Below are 25,634 nucleotides of genomic sequence, written 5' to 3'. Positions count from 1 at the left end.
ATGAACATCATTCATCACACCTTCAAGAAAGAACGGTTCGCCACCCTGGCACTGGTGGGTGTGCTGATTGTTCTGCAGGGCTGCACGGCGATGAGCCGCCCGAGGGCGATGCCAGATGATCCAGCGTTCGCACCGATTCGAGCTCAGGCCATGATGCAGCGCGATCCGGATTCTGGCGCTATCTTTCAGCCGGCCCGTAACTACAACCTGTACGGTGACACCAAGGCCCTGAACATCGGTGATGTGTTGACTGTGACCCTGCAGGAATCAACCCGTGCCAGCAAGAGCGCCGAAACCAGTATCACCAAAGACCAGGAACTGAACATTCCGGAGCCGAGCATCTTTGGTAAAGCCAACATCGGCCTGAATGCCAGGGCGAATTTTGAGCGGGATTTCAACGGCTCTGCCGAGGCGGACCAGAGTAACAGTCTGGCTGGCAGCATAACCGTCACCGTCACGGAGGTTCTGCCCAACGGAGTCCTGCGCGTTCGTGGCGAAAAGTGGCTGTCGCTGACCAACGGCGACGAATACATTCGTCTGACCGGTATGGTTCGCCCGGAGGATATCAAGCCGGATAACACCGTGGCCTCCAACCGGGTAGCGGATGCCCGCTTCGCCTACGGCGGCACCGGTGACTTCGACCAGGCTAACCAGATGGGCTGGCTGGCGCGGTTCTTCAACAGTGAGTGGTGGCCGCTATGATGCGCCGATTGATTGCTGTATTTACGCTGCTGGCGGTGTGCGCATCGCCGGTAATGGCTGACCGCCTGAAGGATCTGGCCAAGGTAAAAGGTGTTCGCAATAACCAGTTGATCGGTTACGGCCTGGTAGTGGGTCTGGACGGTACCGGCGATAAAGCGCCGTTCACCAATCAGACCTTTCGCAACATGATGAACCAGTTCGGCATCACCTTGCCGGATGGCGTTAACCCGAACCTTGCCAACGTGGCGGCGGTTACCGTGAGCGCGACTTTGCCGCCATTTGCCAAAGCCGGCCAGGAGCTGGACATTACCGTGTCTTCCATCGGTAACGCAGACAGCCTGCGCGGCGGAACGTTGTTGATGGCGCCGCTCAAAGGCGCTGATGGCCAGGTCTATGCCATGGCCCAGGGCAGCCTTGTGGTAGGCGGCTTCGGTGCCCAGGGGCAGGACGGTTCCCGGATCACCGTGAACGTGCCCAGTGTTGGCCGGATTCCCAACGGTGCCACCATCGAGCGGGAAGTCGAGTCTCCGTTTACCCGGGGCGACACCATCACCTTTAACCTGATGCGGGCTGACTTCACCACCGCCCGCCGGGTAGTGGAAGCCATTAACGATACGCTGGGGCCGGATATGGCCTATGCCCACGATGCGACAGCCATTTCCGTGCGGGCGCCCCGGGACCCGTCTCAGCGGGTCAGCTTCTTGTCGATTCTTGAGAATATTGAAGTGGAGCCGGCTGAAGAAGCGGCCAGGGTGGTGATCAACAGTCGCACCGGCACCATTGTGGTTGGCCAGAATGTGCGGGTCAGCCCGGCGGCGGTCACCCACGGCAATCTGACGGTGACCATTCAGGAAAACCCGGAAGTGGTGCAGCCCAATCCGTTTGCCCAGGGTAACACTGCATTGCAGCAAAACACCCAGATTGCGGTGACGGAAGACCCGGCCAGAATGTTCCAGTTTGGCCCTGCAACCACGCTTAACGAGATTGTCCAGGCCGTTAACCAGGTGGGGGCAGCGCCCGGGGATGTCATGGCGGTGCTTGAAGCCCTGAAAACGGCCGGCGCTCTGCGTGCCGAGCTTATCGTGATCTAGGTGTAGCCATGCAGGACTATCGCGTAAAACAGGCCGAGATCTACACCGACTTCAGTGGCCTGAATGCCCTGAAGAGCCAGGCAAGGTCGGATAAACAGGCAGCCCTGGAGCAGGTGGCGCGCCAGTTCGAAAGTCTTTTTCTGGCGGAAATGCTGAAATCCATGCGTAAGGCCGGGGAAGCTTTTGCCGAGGGCAACTACCTCAACAGCAACGAATCCGAGTTCTATCGGGACATGTTCGACAGCCAGGTCAGTTTGAGCATGTCTGGCGGCAGTGGAACAGGTCTTGCTGAGGCGCTGGTCAGGCAGCTGAGCCGCGATGTACCCGGCGTGGCCAGTAATGGCGAGCGGCTGGCGGGACACAAGGCCACCCTGGCGGACTATGACCGCAGTGTGCCCGCGATATCCCGCAACTTGCCGGAGCAGCTAAAGGCCATTGATGAAATGGCTCAGGCGGCGGAGCAGAAACAGCCCGAGATAACTGTGACGGCGGCAGAGTTACCATTGACCTTTGACTCACCGGAACACTTTGTAGCCGAGTTGATGCCATTTGCCGAGCGCATCGGTAAAGAAAGCGGCATCGACCCCAGGTTGATGGTGGCCCAGGCGGCACTGGAAACCGGCTGGGGGCGCCACATGATCAAAGGGGATGGCGACCAGCCCAGTTTCAATCTGTTCGGTATCAAGGCGGATACCCGTTGGGGTGGTGACGCCGTGACCATCACCACCACCGAGTTTCGTGGCGGTGTGCCCATGAAGGAGCGAGCCGATTTCCGGGCCTACCCGGATTACGAGGCGAGCTTCAGGGATTACGTGGACTTCCTTCACAGCAACCCCCGGTACCGGGATGTGCTGTCGTCAGCCGACCAGCCTGAAGTCTTTGCAGACAAGCTTCAGGAAGCCGGCTATGCAACTGATCCGGAGTATGGTTCCAAGATTCGCCGGATTATGAATAGGGATTCTCTGATGACGCTGTCCATGAACAGCGACGTGCCGAGGGAGTAAAGCATCATGGCAGGGTTGATCGGAATCGGTTTGACCGGGGTGCTCAGTCATCAGACAGCGCTGAACACCACCGCCAATAACATAACCAACGCAAACACTCCGGGTTACAGCCGGCAGGAAGTGCAATTCGATACCCAGGAAGGGCGTCGGACGGGTGCCGGCACTATTGGCAGCGGGGTGTCCATTACCAACATTCGACGGCTGGCGAATGAGTACCTGACCCAGCAGTTGCGGGAAGACAGCACGCTGTTCGGGGAGCAGAACGCCCTGAATTCTGAACTTACCCGGCTGGATAACCTGCTGGGGGGCGAAAGTACCGGGTTGAACAATGCCCTGAACAATTTCTTTGCGGCCCTGCAGAATGCGGCGGAAGACCCGGCCTCTCTGCCTCAGCGTCAGTTGGTACTGAGTGAGGCCCAGCAAGTGGTTAACCGCTTTCAGGCGCTTAACGAGGAATTCATCCAGCAACGGGAATCGGTCAAAACCCAGATGCAGCAGGGCGTGAAGGACGCCAATTCCCTGCTCAAAAGCATCGCCGATCTGAACCTGGCTATTTCTGAGTCTCCGGGCCTGGCCCAGGGCAAGATGCCCCTGGAGCTGATGGACCAGCGGGACCAGAAACTCAAGGAATTGTCGGAGTTGGTGGGCATTCGGGTTACCCAGACGGAAGGCAGCCAGGTGAATGTGTCGCTTGCCAATGGCTTGTCGCTGGTAACCGGTGCCAACGCCTCCGAGTTTGCCACCCGGACCAGTGCAGAAGACCCCACCCGCCTGGAATTCACCCTGACCACCAGCGGCCGCACCTTGCAGGTGGATGAGCAGATCAACGGTGGCAAGCTCGGCGGCCTGCGCCGGTTTGACCAGGAGGCCCTGAAACCCGCGTTTGATGAGTTGGGGCGGTTGGCCGTTGCGATTTCAGCGTCCATCAACCATCAGCATGAAATCGGGATGGATCTTGAGGGTGATCTGGGCGGTAACTTCTTTACGGATGTTAACGACATCGGGCTTCAGCGCAGCCGGGTTGTGCCAAACGCTAATAATTCAGATCCCAAAAATGGCCAGCTGGCGGTTGAGATTACCGATAGCAGCCTTTTACCAGCGGGCACCTGGACATTGCAGTTCAGTGGCGACGGCCGCAACTTCGAGCTGATCGATTCCGCTACTGGCAAAACCGTCAACCAGGGCCGACTGCCAGACCCGGTACAGTCCGAGATTTCCATGCCCGGTTTTAATATTCGGGTGGAAGGCGGGCAGTTCAATGCGGGCGACAAGTACCTGATCCAGCCGAGCCGAAATGCTGCTGAAAATATTAATCTGAACGTTCTGAGGGAAGAAGATCTGGCATTCGCCAGCCCGATCCGGGCTAGCGCGGATGATGCCAACCTAGGAACCGCCAAGATCAATCAGGGCAACATGCTGAACGTTCGCAACCCGAACACCAATGCCCTGTTGCCGGGATTTGAAACCCGGGGCGAGCTGGCGAACGGGCCATTGGAGATACGATTCAGCAATGATGGCACCGACGTTACCTACACCATATTCGATGGTAATGGTGACCCGTTGAATCCTGCGAACCTGGCCTATGATCCGCAGCGGATCAACACCATTTTCAGTAACGACCCGACCGCTGGCGACCTGTACCAGGGTTACCAGTTCGAAATGACCGGTGAGCCGGCGGACGGCGATGTGTTCACCATTGGCTATAACAGCAACGGCATCTCCGACAACCGTAATGCGGAGCTGCTGGCGGCCTTGGGTACCGCAAACACGTTGAATGGTGGTCGACAGAGTTTCACCGAAGGCTACGCCGGGTTGGTTGAGGATATTGGTGTTAAAACTCGGCAGAGCCAGCTGGATAAAGAAGCCGGCAAAACGTTGCTTGAGCAATCCAACAACCAGCGAGAATCAATCTCCGGCGTGAATCTGGATGAGGAAGCCGGCAAGCTGATTCAGTATCAGGCGGCGTATAACGCATCGGCACAGGTTATGTCTGTAGCGCAGGATCTGTTCAACACCTTGTTGCAGAGCTTCCGGTAAGGCGAGGTAAACGAAAATGATCCGGATTTCATCTCAGCAGATTTTTTCGGGCGGCATCAGCCGGATGCAGGATGTGAACAGCAACCTGGTCAAAACCCAAGAGCAGATCTCCACTGGCAAAAAGGTTAACAGACCCTCTGATGACCCGGTGGCGGCCGCGCGCATCCTGAAGCTCAATCAGGAGGTCAAGCGCATAGAGACCTATGAGCGCAACGCCAACCTCGCCGATAACCGCATCAAACAGGAAGAGAGCACCCTGGCCAGTGCGGTGGATATTATCCAGCGGGTGAGGGAGCTGACGGTTCAGGCGGGTAACGGCTCGTTGTCTGCCAATGACCGCCAGTCCATTTCCGCAGAGCTGAAAGAAAGGCTGGGGCAGCTGGCGAACATCGCCAACACCCGGGACGCTTCAGGGGAATATATCTTCAGCGGCTTCCAAGGCAGTACCCCGGCATTCGCCAAGGACGACTTTGGCGCCTGGAAATATCAGGGTGATGAAGGCCAGCGGGTACTCGAAATAGATGATGGCGTGACGGTACCCATCAGTGACCATGGCAAGGGAATTTTTGTGAGTGTGCCGGCGGCGGTTTCTGTTACAGGTTCGGATGACGGCACGGGCACCGGCGTTGCTGCCCAGGGTTATGTGTCCGGATTGGAGCTGATTGCACCGAAAGATCTGAAAGACGCGTTCAGCCCGGCGGTTCCCGATGATCTGACCGTACGGGTGTTTGACGACGGGACCGGTACCCTGAATATCGAAGTGGAAGACCCGCGTACAGGTACGCTCCTGACGACGCAACCTTCGCCGGCGGTGCCTGGTGAGGAGTTTGTGGTCGCTGGTATTAGGATGACCGTTAATGATGCTGCCGATGGTGATGAATTCAATCTGGGCATCAGCGACAAACAATCCATCTTTGGCACCATCGAAAAACTGATCGCCGGCCTGGAGAGCATCGACAAGGCCACACCAAAATCCAGTGCCGAGTACGATGCGCTTATTGCGGAATCGTTGATCAACCTGGACAACGGCCAGGAGTCCATCATTCTCAAGCAAACCGAACTGGGTGGACGGTTGAATGCCATCGAGTCTACCTCGTCATTTCTTGAGGATTCCGGGCTATATACCAAGGAAATACGCTCCCAACTGCAAGACGTGGATTATGCCGAGGCCATCAGCAACCTGAGCTTCCAGAGCTTTGTGTTACAGGCAGCGCAACAGTCCTTTGCACAGATTTCCAGGCTGTCTTTGTTTGATCGTCTGTAATTGGCTGAGGCGGTAGGAGATTTTTACTCCCCGCCCGGTTGCTTTCAGATTCAGGCTCAGTATAATCCTCCCACTCTCCGATGGCGGCGTGGTGAAATTGGTAGACACGACGGATTCAAAATCCGTTGGGGTAAAACCCGTGGCGGTTCGAGTCCGCCCGCCGCTACCACTTATTGGCCGCAACCTGCGGCATCGTGAATAGCCGGCCCATGAACGTCTCCGATTTTCATTTTGATCTGCCGGACGAGCTCATCGCCCGTTACCCGCTCAAGCAGCGCAGTGCGTCCCGCCTGCTGACCCTTGATGGCCTCACCGGCCAAAGCCAACACCTGAACTTTACCGATCTCCCCGGCCTGTTACAGCCTGGCGATCTTCTGGTATTCAACAATACCCGAGTGATTCCTGCACGGCTGTTTGGCCAGAAAGAAACCGGTGGTCGCGTTGAGATTCTGGTGGAGCGCTTGCTGGGCGAGTTTGAATTACTGGCCCATGCCCGCGCGTCAAAGGCTGTGAAAGAAGGCCAGAAAGTCATCCTGGAAGACGGTTCCGCTTTGCGCATGGTGGGCCGGGACGACGCACTGTTCCGGTTTGTGTACGAAGGCAGTGAGCCGGTCCTTGATGTGCTGGAACGTATCGGGCACATGCCATTGCCGCCCTATATGGAGCGGGATGACGACCAGTCTGACCGGGAGCGCTATCAAACCGTCTATGCCAAAGAGGCGGGTGCGGTAGCTGCCCCGACCGCCGGCCTGCATTTTGACGACGCGTTGCTGGAAATGATCCAGAGCCAGGGCGTTGAGTTTGCCTATGTGACCTTGCACGTAGGCGCGGGAACCTTCCAGCCGGTGCGGGTCGACAAGATCGAAGACCATCTGATGCACAGCGAAGTGGCTCATGTTCCCCAGGAGACGGTGGATGCGGTTGAACGCACCAGGGCCCGGGGTGGCCGGGTGGTGGCGGTTGGCACCACATCTGTCCGTTCGCTCGAATCCGCCAGTCGGGCAGGGCGCCTGAATGCCTTCAGGGGTGAAACCGACATCTTCATCTACCCTGGCTATCGCTTTCAGACCGTTGACGCCATGATCACTAATTTCCATTTGCCGGAATCCACACTGATCATGCTGGTCAGCGCCTTTGCCGGCTACCGTAATATTATGTCTGCCTATCAGGAAGCTGTTGAACAGCGTTACCGTTTTTTCAGTTACGGTGACGCCATGTTCCTGACCGCCCAGGAGCCAAGCCGTGGCATGCTGGCTGGGGTGAACCAGACCGAATCCCGTGGAGAATCCTTGTGAGCAATTCCTGTTTTATGTCGTTCGAGAAGCTGGGTGAAGACGGCAGGGCGCGCCGCGGCCGGCTGACCTTCCCCCGTGGAACGGTTGAAACGCCCGCGTTTATGCCGGTTGGCACTTACGGTACCGTGAAAGGTATGTTGCCAAGAGACATCGAGGCAATCGGTGCTGAAATTATCCTCGGCAACACCTTCCACTTGATGCTGCGCCCGGGCACGGAAGTGGTCAAGGCCCATGGCGATTTGCACGATTTCACCCAGTGGCAGGGGCCAATACTGACGGATTCCGGCGGCTTTCAGGTGTTCAGCCTGGGTGAGATGCGCAAGATTACCGAGCAGGGCGTAACCTTTCGCTCGCCAGTAGACGGTTCAAAGGTCGAGTTGTCGCCGGAAATTGCCATTCAGGTGCAGCGTGACCTCGGCTCTGACATTGTCATGATATTTGATGAATGTACACCGTATCCTGCTACCGAGAAGCAGGCCAAAGAGTCCATGGAACTGTCACTGCGCTGGGCCGAGCGCAGCAAGACGGCCCACGAGGGCAATCCTGCGGCGCTGTTCGGTATTGTTCAGGGTGGCATGTATGAGTCGTTGCGGGATCTGTCCCTGCAGGGGCTGACCGATATCGGCTTCGATGGCTATGCCATCGGTGGGTTGTCGGTGGGTGAGCCGAAAGAAGACATGATTCGCATTCTGAACCATCTGCCGCCAAGAATGCCGGAAGACAAACCCCGGTATCTGATGGGCGTTGGTCGGCCCGAAGACATTGTTGAAGCAGTGCGCCGGGGTGTAGATATGTTCGACTGCGTTATGCCTACCCGAAACGCCCGAAACGGTTACCTGTTTACCTCAACCGGTATCGTCAAGATTCGCAACGCGAAGAATCGTCACGATACCGGCCCGTTGGATGAGCGATGCGACTGTTATACCTGCCAGCATTTCTCAAAAGGGTATCTTCATCACCTGGACAAGTGTGGTGAAATGCTCGGCGCGCAGCTCAATACTATCCATAATCTGCGGTTCTACCAGAACCTGATGAGTGGATTGCGCGGGGCCATTGAAGCAGGTACATTGTCCGACTTTATAAACGAATTCTATGCCTTACGTGGCGAAACTGTGCCGCCACTGGACGAATCCTGAACGATTTTTACCTCAATATTAGTCAATAAACGGAGAACCTGAATGAAATCAATCAAACTGCTCATCGTTGGTCTGTTGTCTCTGATGCCTGCGCTTGCCATGGCACAAGATGCCGGTGCCCAAGGCATGAGTGTGATGGGTCAAATCATCTTCTTCGCCGGTTTTATCCTGATTTTCTACTTCCTGATCTGGCGCCCGCAGTCCAAGCGCGCTAAAGAGCACAAAGCTTTGATGTCTGGCCTGAACAAGGGCGACGAAGTGGTAACTTCCGGTGGTGTTGCCGGCCGTATCACCAAGGTGTCTGACGACTTCATCGTGCTGGAAGTGTCTGATAACGTCGAGATCAAGATTCAGAAAGTGGCGGTGGCCGCGGCGCTGCCCAAGGGCACACTGAAAGATATCTGAGCCAGTTGTGCGCAGGGCGGCCTTTGGTCGCCCGTTTTGTGTTGACTTGCTGAAACACCAAGGCCGGCGGCATAGCCGGCTCGAAGGATTCTCATGCTGAACAAGTATCCTCTCTGGAAGAACCTGGTCATTGTGTTCGCACTGGTCATCGGGTTCATTTACGCGTTACCGAATTTCTTTCCTGATGATTTCGCCATACAGGTTACCGGCGCCCGCGGTAGCACCGAGGTAGACCAGCGTGTGCTGGATCGCGCCCTTGGGGCACTCGAGAGCCGCGGAATCGAAGTCAAGGAAAGTTCTCTTGAAGACCGCAACGCACTGATCCGCCTGAATAGTTCCGACGCTCAATTGCGGGCTCGGCCGGCAGTGCAGGCCGCCTTGGGTAACGATTACCTGGTGGCACTGAACATGGCGCCCTCAACTCCTGGATGGCTGCGTAGCCTCGGTGCAGGCCCGATGAAGCTCGGCCTTGACCTGCGCGGTGGTGTTCACTTCCTGCTGGAAGTAGACATGGAGACGGCGGTGAGTCAGCGTCTGGAGGCGTTTTCCGGGCAGATCAAAAGAGAACTTCGAGAGGAGCGTATTCGCTACCGGGGTGGAGATGTGGAAGGCGACCGTGAGATCGTCCTCAGTTTCCGGGATTCTGAATCCCGTAGCGCTGCCTTTGACCTGATTCGTCGGCAGTACAATGAGTTTCTGCTCAACGAAAGCGCCCGTGACGGTGAGTTCCTGTTGGCCCTGACCCTGTCAGAAGGCGAGGTGAGGAATATCCAGGAATACGCACTGGAGCAGAACCTGACAACCATCCGGAATCGTGTCAACGAATTGGGTGTGGCCGAGCCTCTGGTTCAGCGCCAGGGCGCAGACCGAATTATTGTTGAGTTGCCGGGTGTGCAGGATACGGCTCAGGCCAAGCGGGTTCTGGGTGCCACAGCCAACCTCGAATTCCGTATGGAGGCTCGCCAGGATACGCCCGCTGCAGAAACCGAACAATTCGGGTTTCGCGACACGCCTCAGCGCACGGCTCGCCTTGAAAGGGATGTTATCGCCACGGGTAATAATGTGGCCAATGCCCAGCAGGCCTTCGATGAGAATGGCCAGCCACAGGTAAACATCACCATGGATTCGGTGGGTGGTGACCTGATGAACCGCGCTACCCGCAACAACGTGGGCCGCCGTATGGCAGTGCTCTTTATTGAATTCCGTACCGAAACCGAAGCTCAGGAAGTAGACGGTGAGATACGGGAAGTTGAAAAACGGGTGGTGGAAAAAGGGCTGATCAGCCTGGCAACCGTTCAGTCGGCACTGGGTAGCAGCTTCCGCATCACTGGCCTGGATTCAATACCGGAAGCCGCGGAACTCGCACTTCTGTTGCGGGCGGGTGCCCTGGCAGCGCCCATGTACTTTGTGCAGGAGCGAACCATCGGGCCAAGCCTGGGTCAGAAGAACATCGATGCAGGTGTTACCTCCGTAGCCTTTGGCTTCGCTCTGGTGCTGATCTACATGCTGGTGTTCTACCGTGGTTTCGGTGTTGTGGCGAATGTCACCTTGACCCTTAACCTGATGTTGCTGCTGGCCTGTATGTCCATTCTATCTGCAACGCTAACGCTGCCGGGTATTGCCGGTATTGTGCTGACGGTGGGTATGGCGGTTGACGCCAATGTGTTGATTTTTGAGCGTATAAAGGAAGAGCTGAAATCCGGGGCGCCTCCACAAAGTGCAATTAACGCGGGGTATGGTCGAGCCTTTGTTTCTATCTTCGACGCCAACATTACCACGCTGTTGGTTGCGGTGATCCTGTTTGCCATGGGGTCGGGCCCGGTCAAAGGGTTCGCTGTCACGCTGAGCATCGGTATCCTGACCTCCATGTTCTGCGCCCTGGTGGTTAGTCGCGCCATTGTGAACGTTGTATACGGCGGCCGTAGGGTCGAGAAATTGTCGATCGGGGGGAAGCTGGCTAATGGCTGATGCACAGAAACAACCGTTTGATTTCATGGGATTGCGGAAGATAGCTTCCGTTATTTCTATCGCGCTTGTGGTCGTCTCCCTGGCTCTACTGGGTGTTCGCGGTCTGAACTTCGGTATGGATTTTACCGGTGGTACCTCGGTTGAGCTGGAATACGCGGAGGCACCGAGCCTTGACGACATTCGGGAACAACTGACTGAAGCTGGCTACGAGCAGTTCGTTGTGCAGAACTTCGGCGCTGATACCACCATCCTGATCCGCATGGCGGAAGCCGAGAACGATCAGTTAGCCCGTGAAGTTGCTGGCATGCTGGCCTCTACCGGTGCCGAGATCGAGTTGGTGGGTTCGGAGTTTGTGGGCTCGCAGGTTGGTGATGAGCTGAAAGAAGACAGTGGGCTCGGGCTGCTGATCGCGCTGGCGGTGGTGCTGATCTACGTGGGTATGCGCTTCCAGTTCAAGTTTGGTATCGCCTCGGTGATTCCGCTGGCCCACGATGTCATCATTGTGCTGGGGGTATTTGCCCTGTTCCAGTGGACTTTTGACCTGACCGTGCTGGCGGCATTGCTGGCGGTGATCGGTTACTCCCTGAACGACACCATTGTTGTGGCAGACCGCATACGGGAGAACTTCCGGAAAATGCGGGTAGGCGAGCCCTGGGATATCATCAACGAGTCCATTCACCAGACCATCACGCGTACCATCAATACTTCCGGTACCACCTTGGTGGTGTTGTTGGCGTTGTATTTCTTTGGTGGTGAGGCCATCAATAACTTCGCACTGGCTCTGATCATCGGTGTGGTTGTGGGTACCTACTCCTCCATCTATGTTTCTGCCAACATGCTGATGGTTATGGGTGTTACCCGTGAAGATCTGATGGTGCCGTCAAAAGAGGGTGCGGGCGAAGAGGCTGAAGAAGAGCAGCCACCCGAGTGGCTTAACCGGATGTGATTCGGTGAGGGAGGCATTGTCTCCCGTTCCTTGAGGCATTAAAAAAACCGCCAGTCCCGAGAGGGATTGGCGGTTTTTTATTGCCCGGGAGCTTAGCGGGGCAGGCGACCACGGAATGGGTGCAGGACCTTAAGGATTTCCCGGAACAGCTTGGGGTTGGCTACCACCAGCTGGCGAGCGTTACCAGCCGACGGGTTGCCGGAAAAGTCGCCAGTCAGGGCGCCGGATTCCATCGCCAGGGTAACACCCAGGTCCAGGTCTGAGGCTTCCGGGCGGAAGATGACGGCGGCGTCCAGAAGTCCGGCGGAAACGCGGGCGATATCCAGTACGACACAGCCGGAGGTACGGAAGATGGCGCTTTCGCGAGCCAGAACCGCAGCCATCTCACCCCAGATCATAGGGTCGTCGCCTTTGCGAGCCTGATCCAGAAGATTGGTCGCCAGTGCGGCCTTACCTGGCACCTTGATTTCGGAGGTGCGCACGCGACGGCTGTTCAGGACGGCGCCATGACCACGGCTGGCAGAGTACTCTTCACCGGTGATCGGGTTGACCAGCAGCAGGTTCTCAGTCCGGTTGTTTTTCTTCTGGCTCAGTGCCAGGGCAAATTCCGGAATACCGCGAATGAAGTTTTCGCGGCCGAGTACCGGGAAGATATGCCAGCTGCGTTCGCTGCCGGCGGCATCGGCTTCACCCATCGGTGCGATGGTGTGATCCCGATAGGCCTTCTCCAGTTGCTCGGTGAAGTTGTCATAAATGGATTTCTCAACCCGTTCGAGCTGGAGGTAGCGCTCGGCCTCGTCCTTGCCGTTGGGTTCCTGTCGCTCGAAATGTGCTTTCAGGTAATCTGATCCCTGGCGGGCAACGCGCAGGGCCATTTTAATTGCTGGTTGCATCTGAGTGTTCGTTATCCGGGTGTGTGAAGGCCGGTTATGATAGCAAAAACAACCCGCGCTTGTACGTTTTTTGGCTCAGCAAATGCACGGATACCACGGAGTTTCGGCAACTTCGGAGAGCAGGGTGGGCCGGGTTTCTGCTATCATTCGCCTCCAATACTATTTACAGACAGTCATTTCATAGGCCCGAAGACCATGCACAAGCCCGCATTGCCACAGGAAGGTTCTGACACGTTCAATGATCAGGTCAGGATCATCCTGGTTGAAACTTCGCATTCCGGCAATATTGGTGCGGTCGCAAGGGCGATGAAAAACATGGGGCTGGGCAACTTATGGCTGGTTAACCCGGCTTCGTTCCCGGATGAGGCCTCTTACGCGCGTTCTGCCGGTGCCTCAGATGTTCTGGACAGGGCCCAGGTGGTTGCCACGTTAGACGACGCACTGGCGGATTGTGTTCTGGTGATGGGTACCAGTGCCCGCGGCCGGAAGGTGCCCTGGCCGGTGATTGCTCCACCCCAGGCGGCGGCGACGGCGGGTGAATATAGCCGGCAGGGTCGGGTTGCGCTGGTGTTCGGGCGTGAAAACCACGGTTTGTCCAATGATGAGCTTCAGCGTTGCCACTACCACATTCATATTCCGTCGAATCCGGACTACAGTTCATTGAATCTGGCCATGGCGGTGCAGGTGGTTTGCTACGAATTGCGCATGCATTACCTGCGCAGCCTTGAAGAAGGTGAGGCGAGTCCCAATCTTGAGGCCATGGTTGGACCGGGCGACCGTGGCTGGGATGTGCCGCCGGCAGAAGTGCAGGAGGTGGAAGGCTTCTTCGGGCATCTGGAACAGGTGTTGGTGGATGTGGATTTCCATCGTCGTAACAACCCCAGGCAACTGATGACCCGCCTGCGACGCCTGTTTCAGCGCGCACGTCTTGACCAGATGGAAATCAATATCCTTAGGGGCATTCTGACATCCGTACAAAAGGCTGCCGGAACCCTGCCGGGGAGCGACAAGCAGAAAAATACTGCGGATGAGGGGCAGGAAAAAGGCCATGTTTGAGCGTTTAAGGGAAGATGTCAAAAGCGTATTTCACCGGGATCCGGCGGCGCGGAACACCTTCGAGGTGCTTACCAATTATCCGGGCCTCCATGCATTGCTGTTTCACCGGTTTTCCCATTGGCTCTGGAATCTTGGGCTGAAGTGGCTGGCGCGGACCATCTCCACGTTGGCGCGCTGGTTCACTGGCATTGAGATTCATCCGGGCGCGACCATCGGTCGGCGGTTTTTTATCGACCACGGCATGGGCGTGGTGATCGGGGAAACCACGGTTATCGGCGATGACGTCACCCTCTATCAGGGCGTTACCCTGGGCGGAACGAGCTGGAACAAAGGCAAACGCCACCCAACCATCGGTGATGGCGTGGTTGTCGGTGCAGGCGCAAAGATTCTTGGGCCGTTCGAAGTGGGCCCTGGTGCGAAGATTGGTTCCAATTCCGTGGTGACCAAGGCCGTCCCCGCCGGCGCTACAGTGGTGGGTATTCCGGGCCGGGTGATTGTGAAGCGCCACTCCGACGATGACGTGCGGCGCAAGGAGATGGAAGAGCGCATGGGCTTTGACGCCTATGGTGTGACGGAAGAGATGCCAGACCCGGTTGCCCGGGCCATGCGTTCGCTCCTCGACCACATGCATGCGGTGGATGATCGAATTGAAACCATGTGCAAAGCACTCCGTAAGGTGAACAGTGAATATCAGAACGGAGAGCTGCCGCCGTTGCATGAAGAAGACTTTGACTGTGTGCGCGACGAGGCGGACAACGAGGGCAGGGGTTGAATACTTGACTGTTTTGGTGGGTCAATTCATACTCAGCCCTGCGAATCGAGATTCAATCCCATCACTGGGGCTGAGAATATGAAGCTGACCACCAAAGGCCGCTACGCTGTGACGGCGATGCTTGATCTGGCTCTGCACGGAAGCCAGGGGCCGGTAAGTCTTGCGGATATTTCAGCCCGGCAAGAAATTTCCCTCTCTTATCTGGAACAGTTGTTCTCGCGTTTGCGTCGCCAGCATCTGGTGGTGAGTGTGCGTGGTCCGGGCGGTGGCTACCGCCTGAGTCGGCCTGCCGACGACGTGTTTGTTGCTGAAGTGGTGGATGCGGTCAGTGAATCGCTCGACACCACCCGTTGCGGCAACAAGGGCGATTGCCAGAATGGCGAGAAGTGTCTTACCCACCATTTATGGTCTGATTTGAGTGATCAGATCCACCAGTTCCTGAGTGAAATCAGTCTGGGGGATTTGATGCGGAAGCGCGAGATCCGTCAGGTGGCGGATCGCCAGAACCGGAAGCACTCGGATGATGACTCTGACGCGATTAATACCCAACGCCTGACCGACCAGGCCACTGCCTGATAAACAGCATCCTGTGATTATGAAAAAGCCCGTATACCTGGACTACGCGGCCACGACGCCCGTTGATCCGTCTGTTGCCTCAGACATGATGAACTACCTGACCCTTGACGGAGTGTTTGGTAATCCTGCTTCTCGTTCCCATGGATACGGGTGGCAAGCGGAAGCGGCCGTTGAAAACGCTCGACGCCAGGTCGCTGACCTGATTCACGCCGACCCAAGGGAGATTGTCTGGACCTCCGGCGCTACCGAGTCCGACAACCTGGCCATCAAGGGTGCGGTTGCCGGCCACGAATCGCCTCACATTGTAACCTCGGTGATCGAGCACAAGGCGGTTGTGGATACCTGCAAATGGCTCGAGCAAAACGGTGTTGACGTTACCTGGCTGCACCCCGAGTCTGACGGCCGGATTGACCCCCAGGCGGTGGTAGCCGCCCTGCGTGATAACACCGTGCTGGTCAGCCTGATGATGGTGAATAATGAGCTGGGGTGTGTGACCGATATTGCCGCCATCGGCGAGCAGCTTCGCCAGCGAGGCATCCTGCTGCATGTTGATGCCGCTCAGGCTGCGGGTAAAATCCCGGTGGTGGTGGGCGAGCTGAACGTTGATCTTCTGTCTTTGTCAGCGCACAAGGTCTATGGCCCGAAGGGCGTGGGAGCGCTTTATGTGCGCCGTTCTCCCGATGTGCGTATTCAGGCCCAGATGCATGGCGGTGGCCATGAGCGGGGGATGCGTTCTGGTACCCTGCCAACCCATCAGATAGTTGGCATGGGGCGGGCGTTTGAGCTGGCCGGCGCGGGGTTTGATGATGAACTGTCCCGGCTTGAATCGCTGCGCGAACGATTTCTCACAGGGCTGGAAGGGCTCGAAGGGGTGCACTTTAACGGCAGTCGGGAACATCGGGTGCCTGGCATTGTCAATCTGTCATTCGAGGGTGTGGAGGCTGAGTCTTTAATGCTCGGGCTACGAAATCTCGCGGTATCGTCCGGTTCCGCCTGCGCCTCAGCGACAGTAGAGCCCTCGTTTGTGTTGCGGGGCATAGGTTTGAGTGATGAGTTGGCGCACCGTGCCCTTCGGTTTTCGTTTGGCCGGTTCAGCACCGAGCAGGAAATGGATTTTGCCTGTTCGCAAATTATTGATGTTGTTACCCGACTTCGTGCCGTGCGGTAGGCAGTTGCACCCGGACTGCGTATAATCGCACCTCTGAATTTTCATGAACCTGACTGGAGAAATACCATGGCAAACGAGCGCACGCTCTCTATTATCAAGCCCGACGCGGTCGCCAAGAACGTTATCGGCGAAATTTACAGCCGTTTCGAGAAAGCTGACCTGAAAATCGTCGCTGCCAAGATGATGCACCTGACCCAGGAGCAGGCAGAAGGTTTCTACGCCGAGCACAAGGAGCGCCCGTTCTTCAACGATCTGGTTGCTTTCATGACGTCTGGCCCGGTGGTTGTGCAGGTGCTGGAAGGCGAAGGCGCCATCCTCAAGAACCGCGATCTGATGGGTGCTACCAACCCGAAAGAAGCGGCGGCCGGCACTATCCGTGCCGACTTTGCATCATCCATTGATGCCAATGCCGTTCACGGTTCAGACTCAGCAGCTTCCGCTGAGCGTGAAGTGGCGTATTTTTTCAATGACAACGAGATCTGCCCGCGCGGTTGATGTTGTTGGTTCAGGGGTGGTGAAAACCACCCCTGAATTGGTTATCTGATCGAGGTTATTGCATGACTGGCACTGCCGAAAAAATCAATCTCCTGGGGATGCCCAAAGCCAAGCTTGAGGCGTTCTTTGAGACCCTGGGCGAAAAGCGCTTCCGGGCGCAGCAGGTGCTGCAGTGGATCCATCAGCGAGGCGTTGATGACTTCGATCAAATGACCAATATGAGCCGCGTACTGCGTGAACGGCTCAAGGAGATCGCCGAAGTCCGTGGTCCGGAGGTGGTTTATGACGAAACCTCCAAAGATGGCACCCGAAAGTGGGTGATGCGCATGGATAACGGCAACAGTGTTGAAACCGTACTGATTCCGGATGGCGAGAGGGGCACCCTGTGCGTGTCTTCGCAGATTGGCTGCAGCCTTGACTGCACGTTCTGTTCCACCGGCAAGCGTGGCTTCAACCGCAACCTCACGGCTGCCGAGATTATCGGTCAGGTCTGGGTTGCCCGAAGAGCCTTCATGCCCTTTGATCCCACTGATCGCCCGATCACCAACGTGGTGATGATGGGCATGGGTGAGCCACTGCTCAACTTTGACAATGTCGTCGATGCCATGAACCTGATGATGGAAGATCTGGCCTATGGAATCTCCAAACGGCGGGTGACCCTGAGCACGTCTGGCGTGGTGCCTGCCCTGGACCGGTTGGGTGAGGTTACCGATGTTTCACTGGCCATCTCGCTCCACGCACCCAATGATGAGCTGCGCAACACGCTGGTTCCATTGAATAAAAAGTATCCCATAGCGGAACTTCTGGCGGCGACACGGCGGTATCTGGCTCGGTTGCCGGATAAACGTAAGGCCACCATTGAATATACGGTTATTGAAGGCGTTAATGATAAACCGGAACATGCGCGGGAGCTGGTGGCCCTGTTGAAAGGCCTGCCTTGCAAGATTAACCTGATCCCGTTCAACCCGTTCCCGGAAAGCGATTTCAAACGGCCCAGCATGAACGCAACGCGGCGATTCCAGACGGTACTCAACGAGGGCGGATACGTAACCACCATTCGTACCACCCGTGGTGATGACATAGACGCTGCCTGTGGGCAATTGGTCGGGCGGGTGGAGGACCGAACTCGCAGGAGCCAGAGATACATTGCAGTACAGCAGGTAAATCCCTGATTTAACAACGCGGAAGCGACTAAGGTAAGGTGTTTCGTGAAAGGAAAAGCACAAGGCTCGCATCTGTTTACAATGGCTGTTCTATTGTTCGGTCTTGTTCTCTCCGGTTGTGTGACCACAACCGACAGTCGCTTTTCCCGGGAAGCGGACCGCGACAAAGCGGTCAGTAACTACGTACAGCTGGCCACGGCCTACATCGGTCAGGGCAATCTTGATCGTGCTCGCCACCACCTTGAACGTGCCCTGGAACTCTCCCCGAATAGTTCTGAAGCCCTTGCTGCCATGGGTTTGGTCTATAACGCTGAGGGCGAGCCGGAACTGGCCGAGCGTAACTTCAAACGCGCCATCAGTCAGGATTCCAGTTACTCCCGGGCGCGGGTTTACTACGGTGCTTTCCTGTACAGTAACGGACGGTTTTCCGAAGCCCGGGATCAGTTCAGTGTTGCTTCACGAGACACCGGTTACCGGGAACGCGGAGCGGTATTCTATAATCTGGGCATGACCGAGGAGCGGCTTGGCAACCTGGACGCCGCTGAGGGAGCCTATCGTCGAGCCGTGGAGTTGACCCGTGGTGAAGCAAGAACCTTGCTTTCCCTGTCCAGGGTGTTGGTTGAGAAAGGAGATTTTACCGAGGCCTCGCGTTATTACAGCCGTCTCCAGACCATGATTCAGCGCAATACCCGCTTGTCACACTCGGCTGAGAGCCTGTATACGGGTATTCGGATAGCGCGGCATTTTAATGATCGTGATCAGGAAGTGAGCCTGGCGATGTTGCTCCGAAATGATTACTCAGATTCTCTGGAATACCAACAATACAGGGTGTTGATTGCCAATGACCGGTGACGTGGAGCCAGATCAGGTGACGGCGGAGCCTGTCGGGGAGCAGCTTCGGCAAGGGCGTGAGCGTCTCGGATTGAGCGTCTCAGCCATTGCTGATGAACAGCATCTCCGGCCGTCTGTGATTCAGGCTATAGAAAACGGCGATTACAGCAAAATAGACAGTGAGCTTTTCCTAAAAGGGTATGTGCGTGCCTATGCCCGCCAGGTGGGGCTGGACGCAGACGCGATTATTGCCGACCTGAATCGGGAGCTGGAGCCGGCTCGCCAGCAAAGGGAACAGGAACACCAGGCAAGCCCCCTGGTTTCCATCGAACGCAAGAAACGCCGCAAGCGTCAGGTTGCAAAAGTGCTCTTGGCGCTGTTGGTTGTCGCGTTGGTGGCCTACCTGATCGCAGGATATCTTGCGGAGCAGGGAGAGGACGGCGAGGCAGCTCCAGAGGCGGAAACCCCGGCCGAGACAGTGACGCCGGAACAGGGCCCGGCGGCCGATGGTCAGGACGTGCAGCCGGTGACCGAGCCGAATGACGAGTTCGGCGCTGCGGAACAGCCGTTACCTGAAGAAGGCTCGACGGTTCTGGAAAGTGAACGTGTACCCCCGGCAGAGCCGCTGGAGCCTGAACCCATCGGTGCGGAGCTGGATGAGCTTCCGGCTGATCGGGTGCCCGCTGTCACCCAGTCGACAGAGCCTGCCTTGCAGGAAGAGCAGCTGCTTGCTCCCGCGGCGACAACCGAGGCCAGGCTGCAGATTGCCTTTTCAGGAGATTGCTGGGTACAGGTGACAGACGCCGGCGGTAGCCGGTTGGTCAGCGGCTTGCGACGTAACGGAGAGCAACTGGACGTGACCGGAGATGCACCGTTGACTGTGGTTATTGGTGCTGTGAGCGCCGTTGAGTCCATTCGATTCCAGGGTGAAGCCCTGAATATTGGTGATTTTCGCGTAGTGAACAACCGGTCGGAGTTCACGCTCGAACTTTGATCCGAACGCCCGAATAACTGTTGGTTCCAGCAAATGAAACACGAATCCCCGATCAAAAGACGTAAATCCCGCCAGATCATGGTGGGCAATGTGCCGGTTGGCGGCGATGCACCGATTGCGGTTCAGAGCATGACCAACACAAACACCTGTGATGTAGAGGCGACTGTTGGCCAGATTGCAGCATTGCAGGAGGCCGGCGCCGATATCGTCCGTGTTTCAGTACCCTCCATGGAGGCCGCTGAAGCGTTCGGACAGATTCGCAAGCGCGTATCTCTGCCGCTCGTTGCCGATATTCACTTCGATTACAAAATTGCCCTGCGAGTGGCCGAGCTTGGTGTTGACTGTTTGCGCATCAACCCCGGTAACATTGGTCGGGACGATCGCGTCAACGCAGTCATCAGCGCCGCTCGGGACGGCAATATCCCGATCCGTATTGGCGTGAATGCCGGGTCTCTTGAAAAGAGCCTGCAGCGTAAATACGGTGAGCCTACCGCAGAGGCCCTGGTAGAGTCTGCCATGCGGCACATCGATATTCTGGATAAACACGATTTCCAGGATTTCAAAGTTAGCCTGAAGGCGTCAGAGGTATTTATGACCGTTGATGCCTACCGGAAGATTGCCTCCCAGATTGTACAGCCTTTGCACCTGGGTATTACCGAGGCCGGTGGCTTTCGTTCGGGCACAGTAAAATCCTCTATCGGCCTGGGCATGTTGCTGATGGACGGTATTGGCGACACCATTCGGGTATCACTGGCCGCAGACCCCGTGCAGGAAATCAAGGTTGGCTTCGATATTCTCAAGAGCCTGCGTTTGCGCAGCCGTGGTATCAACTTCATCGCTTGCCCCAGCTGTTCCAGGCAGAACTTTGATGTGATCCAGACCATGAATGATCTGGAGGCTCGCCTGGAAGACGTCAATACCTCCCTGGACGTTGCCATTATTGGCTGCATAGTGAACGGTCCCGGAGAAGCCAAGGTGGCGGACCTCGGGTTGACGGGCGGTACGCCGAAAAACCTTCTGTATTTGGACGGAAAGCCAAATCAGAAGTTGGACAATGCGACGTTGACGGACGACCTGGAGCGAATCATCCGGGAAAAAGTTGCAGAGCGGCAGCAGCAGGAAGAATCCGTGATTGCCCGGTCTGCGGACTGAGCCGTCCAATTCGACATCATTCATTAAAGTATCAGGGTTTTAACTTGGCTAAGATTCAGGCAATCCGCGGAATGAACGATATTCTGCCGGAGCAGACCCCCGTCTGGCAGTATGTAGAGTCAACGGTACGTCAGGTACTTGGGCAATACGGATACCAGGAAATCCGCATGCCGGTGGTTGAACAGACCGAACTGTTCAAGCGCTCAATTGGTGAAGTCACTGACATCGTCGAAAAAGAAATGTACACCTTTGACGACAGGAATGGCGACAGCCTGACCCTTCGCCCGGAAGGCACAGCCGGTTGCGTCAGGGCAGCCGAAGAGCATGGCCTGCTGTTCAACCAGACCCGCCGGCTTTGGTATACCGGCCCGATGTTCCGCCACGAACGCCCCCAGAAAGGCCGCTACCGCCAGTTCCACCAGATTGGCGTGGAGTGTTTTGGCATGGATGGTCCGGATATAGACGCCGAGTTGCTGATACTCACGGCGCGGCTGTGGCAGGCCCTTGGTCTTGCCGGGCATACGCGCCTTGAGATTAACTCCATTGGCACCAGTGAAGCCCGGAAAGTCTACCGCCAGGCTCTGGTTGATTATCTGGACCAGTACCGGGATCAGCTGGATGACGACAGTAAGCGCCGGTTGACCACGAATCCGTTACGGATTCTGGACAGCAAGGATGCCGGAACCCGGAAAATCCTGGAAGGGGCGCCAAGCCTGGACGATTACCTGGATGACGAATCCCGGGCCCACTTTGAGCAATTGAAGGGGCTGTTGGACGCCGCCGGCGTGAAATACAGCGTAAACCCGGCCCTCGTTCGGGGTCTGGATTACTATGGCAAAACCGTTTTCGAATGGATTACCGACAGCCTCGGTGCACAAGGAACCGTGTGTGCTGGTGGCCGTTACGATGGCCTGGTAGAGCAGTTGGGTGGCAAACCAACCAAGGCGGTGGGCTTTGCTATGGGGCTGGAGCGACTGATCCTGTTGCTCGAAACCCTGGAATTGGTGCCTGATTACGTTAACAACCATGCCGACGTATACGTAACCGCCATGGGCGACAAGGTTATCGCCCCGGCGATGGCGATTGCGGAAGAACTTCGCAGCGCGTTACCCGGTCGTGTGGTTGTCACTCACTGTGGCGGTGGTAGCTTCAAGAGCCAGATGAAGAAGGCGGACCGCAGCGGCGCCCGCTACGCGGTCATCCTGGGGGAGAATGAGCTGGCCAGTGGCAATGTTGGCCTGAAGCCCTTGCGCGACGATGAGCCGCAGCAGGACATTGCCCGCAGTGAACTGGCCCAGGCGCTCGCCAACCGGCTTGCACAATGATTTTCACAAGAACAGCAACATTATTGATGAACAGGAGTTTACATGGCTGAGTTGCGCACCGAAGAGGAACAGATCCAGGCGATCAAGGACTGGTGGAAGAAGAACGGCAGTTCTCTGCTGATTGGTATCGGTGCTGCGCTGGCCATCGTATTCGGCTGGCAGGCCTGGCAGAACCACCAGGCTCAGCAGCGTGCGGAAGCGGCTAACCAGTTTGCCACTCTGCTCAATGCCTTTGCCGATGAATCCGACGAGAATGCCAGCGAAACCGTCGCATTTGTTGCCGAGTCCCTTCGCAACGACTATGGCAAGAGCGCCTACGCCATCTATGGCAACCTTGTACTGGCTCGCCAACAGATGATGGTGGACGGTAACGCCGAGGCCGCCATTGACTCGCTGAGCTGGGCCCTGGACAAGGCAGCGGATTACCCGGCCCTGAGCCTGGTTGTGCGTAACCGACTGGCCCGGGCACAGTTTGCTGCTGAGCGGTACGATGACGCCCTGGCAACCCTGGATGGTGCGGCCAATGCCGACGCCTTTGCTGGCGTGTTCTCAGAATTGCGTGGGGACATCCTGCTCGCACAAGGTGACACCGACGGCGCCCGCGATGCCTACATTACGGCACGGGAGCAAAACCAACAGGGCCGCAGCGGTATTCTGGAACTTAAGCTCTCTGACCTTGGTGTTGGGGAGGGGGCCTGATGCGGGTAACTCGCAACAGGTTCGTTCGTTTTTCTCTGGCATCCTTGGTGGTGCTGCTCGTGGGCTGCAGCACCAAGGATACCTTTGAACAGCCGGTGCCGGTTCCTGAAATTGATGCCAGTGTTGAGTTCAAGCGTATCTGGACCATGTCAGTCGGTAAGGGGCATGATGACCAGTTTTTGCACCTGGCACCGTTGTACGCCGGCGACGTGATCTATGCAGCCTCTGCCGATGGCCTGCTGGTGGCGGTGGAGCCCGGGAATGGCAAGGCGCTCTGGCAGCGGCGGTCGAAAGACCGAATATTTGCCGGCTTCGGTGGCGACGGTAACCAGTTGTATTACATCACCCGCGATGCCGAACTGGTTGCCTTGTCACGGGAAACCAGCGATGAGTTATGGCGGGCCTCATTACCGACCGAAGGTCTTGCTGCGCCCCAGTCCAATGGCTCTCTGGTGGTTGCGCAAACCACCGATGGCCGCGTTATCGGTTTCGATGCTGCTAATGGCGAACGCCTCTGGCAATACGACGGCCAGGTACCGGTGCTGTCCATGCGAACGGCGGCGGCTCCTTTGGTGGGCGGCGATATTGTGATTGCTTCTTTCGCCAACGGCCGTGTTATAGCGCTCACCGCGGATGCTGGCCAGCCGGTTTGGCAGTACGAGGTCGGGCAACCACAGGGCCGTACAGAACTGGAGCGGCTGGTGGATATCGGTGGCCAGCCGTTGGTCCTGGAATCGGCCATTATGGTGGCCGGGTACCAGGGCAAACTGGCGCTGGTTGATATTCGCTCCGGGCAGGAAATCTGGAGCCGCCGTGCTTCAAGTTTCTACTCGCCAAGTATCGGTGGTGGCAGCATCTTCCTGGCGGCGGCGAACGGCGACATTATTGCCTATCGGGGCAGCGACCGCCGTGAACTCTGGGTTCAGGACCGGTTGTCCTGGCGCCAGGTCACCCGGCCGGTGGCCAGTGGTGACTACGTGGTCACCGGGGATTACGAGGGCTACCTGCACGCACTGTCCCGGGAGGATGGCGCCTTGCAGGGCCAGCTGAAGTTCGACAGTGACGGTATCCGCGTACCGGTTCAGGTGATTGAAGATGGTAACCTGCTGGTTTACGGCAACGGTGGGCGAATGGCGGTCTATAGCCTGAAACCAAAAAAGTAACACCGTTCACATGATCAGCCCGGCATGAGCCGGGCTTTTGACCTTTTTATATAGCAGAACATTATGACCCCAGTTATTGCCCTGGTAGGACGCCCGAACGTGGGTAAGTCCACTCTTTTCAATCAGATGACCCGTTCCCGCGACGCGCTGGTGGCGGATTTTCCGGGTTTGACCCGTGACCGGAAATACGGAGAGGGTCAGTACGAGGGGCAGAAGTTCATTGTCATCGATACCGGTGGTTTGACCGGTGACGAGGTGGGGCTGGACGCAGAGATGGCCCGGCAGTCCATGCAGGCCGTTGAGGAAGCCGATATCGTCCTGTTTCTGGTCGACGGCAGGGCAGGGCTGACAGCCGGTGATGAGATGATTGCAGATCACCTGCGCCGCTCTGGCAAGCAGGCGCATCTGGTGGTGAACAAGACCGATGGCCAGGACCCGGATGTTGCCTCCGCCGATTTTTACTCCCTGGGTTTTGAGTCCACCTTCCCGATTGCGGCTGCCCATAACCGGGGGATCCGCTCGCTACTGGAAGTTCTGCTGCCTGAGCCGGTGGACGTTGAAGAGCAGGACCGGGCTGATCGGTACCCGGGTATTCGAATTGGAGTGGTCGGTCGCCCGAACGTAGGCAAATCGACTCTGGTCAACCGGATGCTGGGTGAGGAACGAGTCGTTGTCTACGATATGCCCGGCACCACACGGGACAGCGTGTATATCCCCTACGAGCGGCACGGCCACCAGTACACGCTCATTGATACCGCAGGTGTGCGGCGCCGGAAGAACGTGAAAGAAGTGGTGGAGAAGTTCTCTATCATCAAAACCCTTCAGGCCATAGACGACGCCCATGTGGTTATTCTGGTGATTGATGCCCGGGAAGGGCTCGTTGACCAGGATATGCACCTGATCGGCTTTGTTCTGGATGCGGGCCGCTCCCTGGTGATTGCCATTAACAAATGGGATGGCATGGATCCGGAAGACCGCGAAAAGGTGAAAGAGCAGGTGGGGCGCCGCCTGGACTTCCTGGACTACGCCGACAAGTATTATATCTCGGCTTTGCACGGTACCGGTGTTGGCACCATGTACGAGTCTGTGCAGGCCTGTTATGAGTCCGCAATGGCCAAATGGCCAACCAATCGCTTGACCGCCATCCTGCAGGATGCCGTGGCCCAGCATCAGCCCCCCATGGTTCATGGTCGTCGTATCAAGCTGCGCTATGCCCACCAGGGTGGTTCTAACCCGCCGGTGGTGGTGGTGCATGGCAATCAGGTGGATTCGTTGCCCGGTGCTTATAAACGGTACCTGGAAAATACCTTCCGCAAGGTGCTGAAGGTGGTGGGCTCGCCCATCCGGTTTGAGTTCCGGTCTGGTGAAAACCCCTTCGCCACCAAGGTGGACCGCCTGACGCCGCGCCAGAAAGTGAAGAAAGACAACGACATCAAGAAGGGGCGCCGTGTGCGCAAAACCCGACAGAAGAGCGTCAAGCGCTGATCTGCCGGGCCGCG

Annotated in this window: 24 protein-coding genes and 1 tRNA gene; 24 read left to right on the top strand and 1 reads right to left on the bottom strand. The window is 57.1% G+C overall.

What is annotated here, in order from left to right:
- From flgH to secF, 11 genes are all read left to right on the top strand, one after another.
- Positions 1-702: a flagellar basal body L-ring protein FlgH gene (flgH, locus tag ACNSOI_RS10960; protein WP_420194018.1), complete on the top strand. Its 702-nt coding sequence runs from the start codon at positions 1-3 to the stop codon at positions 700-702.
- Positions 699-1,793 carry a flagellar basal body P-ring protein FlgI gene (locus ACNSOI_RS10955; RefSeq protein WP_420194017.1) on the top strand — a complete coding sequence of 365 codons (1,095 nt, stop codon included), beginning with the start codon at positions 699-701 and terminating at the stop codon, positions 1,791-1,793. Before flgH ends, ACNSOI_RS10955 begins: the two co-directional genes overlap by 4 nt.
- 8 nt (positions 1,794-1,801) lie before the next feature.
- Positions 1,802-2,797 carry a flagellar assembly peptidoglycan hydrolase FlgJ gene (flgJ, locus tag ACNSOI_RS10950; protein ID WP_420194016.1) on the top strand — a complete coding sequence of 332 codons (996 nt, stop codon included), beginning with the start codon at positions 1,802-1,804 and terminating at the stop codon, positions 2,795-2,797.
- A 6-nt stretch (positions 2,798-2,803) separates the two neighbouring features.
- Positions 2,804-4,834, top strand: coding sequence for a flagellar hook-associated protein FlgK (flgK, locus tag ACNSOI_RS10945; protein WP_420194015.1), 2,031 nt, complete (start codon positions 2,804-2,806; stop codon positions 4,832-4,834).
- A gap of 16 nt (positions 4,835-4,850) precedes the next feature.
- A complete protein-coding gene (gene flgL / locus ACNSOI_RS10940; RefSeq protein ID WP_420194014.1) occupies positions 4,851-6,098 on the top strand; it encodes a flagellar hook-associated protein FlgL in 1,248 nt (415 codons plus the stop codon).
- Positions 6,099-6,180: 82 nt separating this feature from the next.
- A tRNA-Leu gene (locus ACNSOI_RS10935) sits at positions 6,181-6,267 on the top strand.
- 40 nt (positions 6,268-6,307) lie between these two features.
- Positions 6,308-7,393: a tRNA preQ1(34) S-adenosylmethionine ribosyltransferase-isomerase QueA gene (queA, locus tag ACNSOI_RS10930; protein ID WP_420194013.1), complete on the top strand. Its 1,086-nt coding sequence runs from the start codon at positions 6,308-6,310 to the stop codon at positions 7,391-7,393.
- Between the two features lie 14 nt (positions 7,394-7,407).
- Positions 7,408-8,529, top strand: coding sequence for a tRNA guanosine(34) transglycosylase Tgt (tgt, locus tag ACNSOI_RS10925; RefSeq protein ID WP_420195718.1), 1,122 nt, complete (start codon positions 7,408-7,410; stop codon positions 8,527-8,529).
- Between the two features lie 42 nt (positions 8,530-8,571).
- Complete coding sequence (yajC, locus tag ACNSOI_RS10920; RefSeq protein WP_058091100.1) at positions 8,572-8,934, top strand: preprotein translocase subunit YajC; 363 nt, start codon at positions 8,572-8,574, stop codon at positions 8,932-8,934.
- 93 nt (positions 8,935-9,027) lie between these two features.
- Entirely contained in the window at positions 9,028-10,902 is a 1,875-nt protein-coding gene (gene secD, locus ACNSOI_RS10915; RefSeq protein ID WP_420194012.1) for a protein translocase subunit SecD, read from the top strand.
- Entirely contained in the window at positions 10,895-11,848 is a 954-nt protein-coding gene (gene secF, locus ACNSOI_RS10910; RefSeq protein ID WP_420194011.1) for a protein translocase subunit SecF, read from the top strand. The genes secD and secF overlap by 8 nt, the downstream gene beginning before the upstream one ends.
- 92 nt (positions 11,849-11,940) lie before the next feature.
- Here the strand turns inward: secF and ACNSOI_RS10905 are convergent, their stop codons facing one another.
- Positions 11,941-12,741, bottom strand: a complete 801-nt coding sequence (locus ACNSOI_RS10905) for an inositol monophosphatase family protein (RefSeq protein WP_420194010.1) — start codon at positions 12,739-12,741, stop codon at positions 11,941-11,943.
- Positions 12,742-12,936: 195 nt separating this feature from the next.
- On the opposite strand from ACNSOI_RS10905, the gene trmJ reads away from it, so the two are divergent.
- From trmJ to der, 13 genes are all read left to right on the top strand, one after another.
- Entirely contained in the window at positions 12,937-13,797 is an 861-nt protein-coding gene (trmJ, locus tag ACNSOI_RS10900; RefSeq protein WP_420194009.1) for a tRNA (cytosine(32)/uridine(32)-2'-O)-methyltransferase TrmJ, read from the top strand.
- Positions 13,790-14,569: a serine O-acetyltransferase gene (gene cysE, locus ACNSOI_RS10895; RefSeq protein ID WP_058091095.1), complete on the top strand. Its 780-nt coding sequence runs from the start codon at positions 13,790-13,792 to the stop codon at positions 14,567-14,569. The genes trmJ and cysE overlap by 8 nt, the downstream gene beginning before the upstream one ends.
- A 78-nt stretch (positions 14,570-14,647) precedes the next feature.
- Positions 14,648-15,145: a Fe-S cluster assembly transcriptional regulator IscR gene (gene iscR, locus ACNSOI_RS10890; RefSeq protein WP_061332149.1), complete on the top strand. Its 498-nt coding sequence runs from the start codon at positions 14,648-14,650 to the stop codon at positions 15,143-15,145.
- Positions 15,146-15,164: 19 nt separating this feature from the next.
- Positions 15,165-16,313, top strand: a complete 1,149-nt coding sequence (locus tag ACNSOI_RS10885; protein ID WP_420194008.1) for an IscS subfamily cysteine desulfurase — start codon at positions 15,165-15,167, stop codon at positions 16,311-16,313.
- 66 nt (positions 16,314-16,379) lie between these two features.
- Positions 16,380-16,808: a nucleoside-diphosphate kinase gene (gene ndk, locus ACNSOI_RS10880; RefSeq protein ID WP_058091092.1), complete on the top strand. Its 429-nt coding sequence runs from the start codon at positions 16,380-16,382 to the stop codon at positions 16,806-16,808.
- 62 nt (positions 16,809-16,870) lie between these two features.
- The gene (gene rlmN / locus ACNSOI_RS10875) at positions 16,871-17,980 is read left to right on the top strand and encodes a 23S rRNA (adenine(2503)-C(2))-methyltransferase RlmN (RefSeq protein ID WP_106695891.1); all 1,110 of its coding nucleotides are present in this window, start codon (positions 16,871-16,873) and stop codon (positions 17,978-17,980) included.
- A 72-nt stretch (positions 17,981-18,052) separates the two neighbouring features.
- Positions 18,053-18,823, top strand: coding sequence for a type IV pilus biogenesis/stability protein PilW (gene pilW, locus ACNSOI_RS10870; RefSeq protein ID WP_286250113.1), 771 nt, complete (start codon positions 18,053-18,055; stop codon positions 18,821-18,823).
- The gene (locus ACNSOI_RS10865; protein WP_420194007.1) at positions 18,813-19,796 is read left to right on the top strand and encodes a RodZ domain-containing protein; all 984 of its coding nucleotides are present in this window, start codon (positions 18,813-18,815) and stop codon (positions 19,794-19,796) included. Before pilW ends, ACNSOI_RS10865 begins: the two co-directional genes overlap by 11 nt.
- A gap of 33 nt (positions 19,797-19,829) precedes the next feature.
- The gene (gene ispG / locus ACNSOI_RS10860) at positions 19,830-20,948 is read left to right on the top strand and encodes a flavodoxin-dependent (E)-4-hydroxy-3-methylbut-2-enyl-diphosphate synthase (RefSeq protein WP_061332158.1); all 1,119 of its coding nucleotides are present in this window, start codon (positions 19,830-19,832) and stop codon (positions 20,946-20,948) included.
- A 44-nt stretch (positions 20,949-20,992) separates the two neighbouring features.
- Entirely contained in the window at positions 20,993-22,273 is a 1,281-nt protein-coding gene (gene hisS / locus ACNSOI_RS10855) for a histidine--tRNA ligase (protein WP_374814228.1), read from the top strand.
- Positions 22,274-22,315: 42 nt separating this feature from the next.
- Complete coding sequence (locus tag ACNSOI_RS10850; RefSeq protein ID WP_420194006.1) at positions 22,316-22,972, top strand: YfgM family protein; 657 nt, start codon at positions 22,316-22,318, stop codon at positions 22,970-22,972.
- Positions 22,972-24,135, top strand: a complete 1,164-nt coding sequence (bamB, locus tag ACNSOI_RS10845; protein ID WP_286250103.1) for an outer membrane protein assembly factor BamB — start codon at positions 22,972-22,974, stop codon at positions 24,133-24,135. Before ACNSOI_RS10850 ends, bamB begins: the two co-directional genes overlap by 1 nt.
- A gap of 63 nt (positions 24,136-24,198) precedes the next feature.
- Positions 24,199-25,620, top strand: a complete 1,422-nt coding sequence (der, locus tag ACNSOI_RS10840) for a ribosome biogenesis GTPase Der (RefSeq protein ID WP_106695887.1) — start codon at positions 24,199-24,201, stop codon at positions 25,618-25,620.
- Positions 25,621-25,634 lie beyond the last annotated feature (14 nt).

It is taken from the genome of Marinobacter sp. GH_1 (genome assembly GCF_048595985.1).
In the GTDB taxonomy this organism is placed as follows: Bacteria; Pseudomonadota; Gammaproteobacteria; order Pseudomonadales; family Oleiphilaceae; genus Marinobacter; species Marinobacter shengliensis.
Note: the sequence above shows the minus strand (reverse complement) of the source record. Positions and strands in the feature narration are given on the sequence as shown.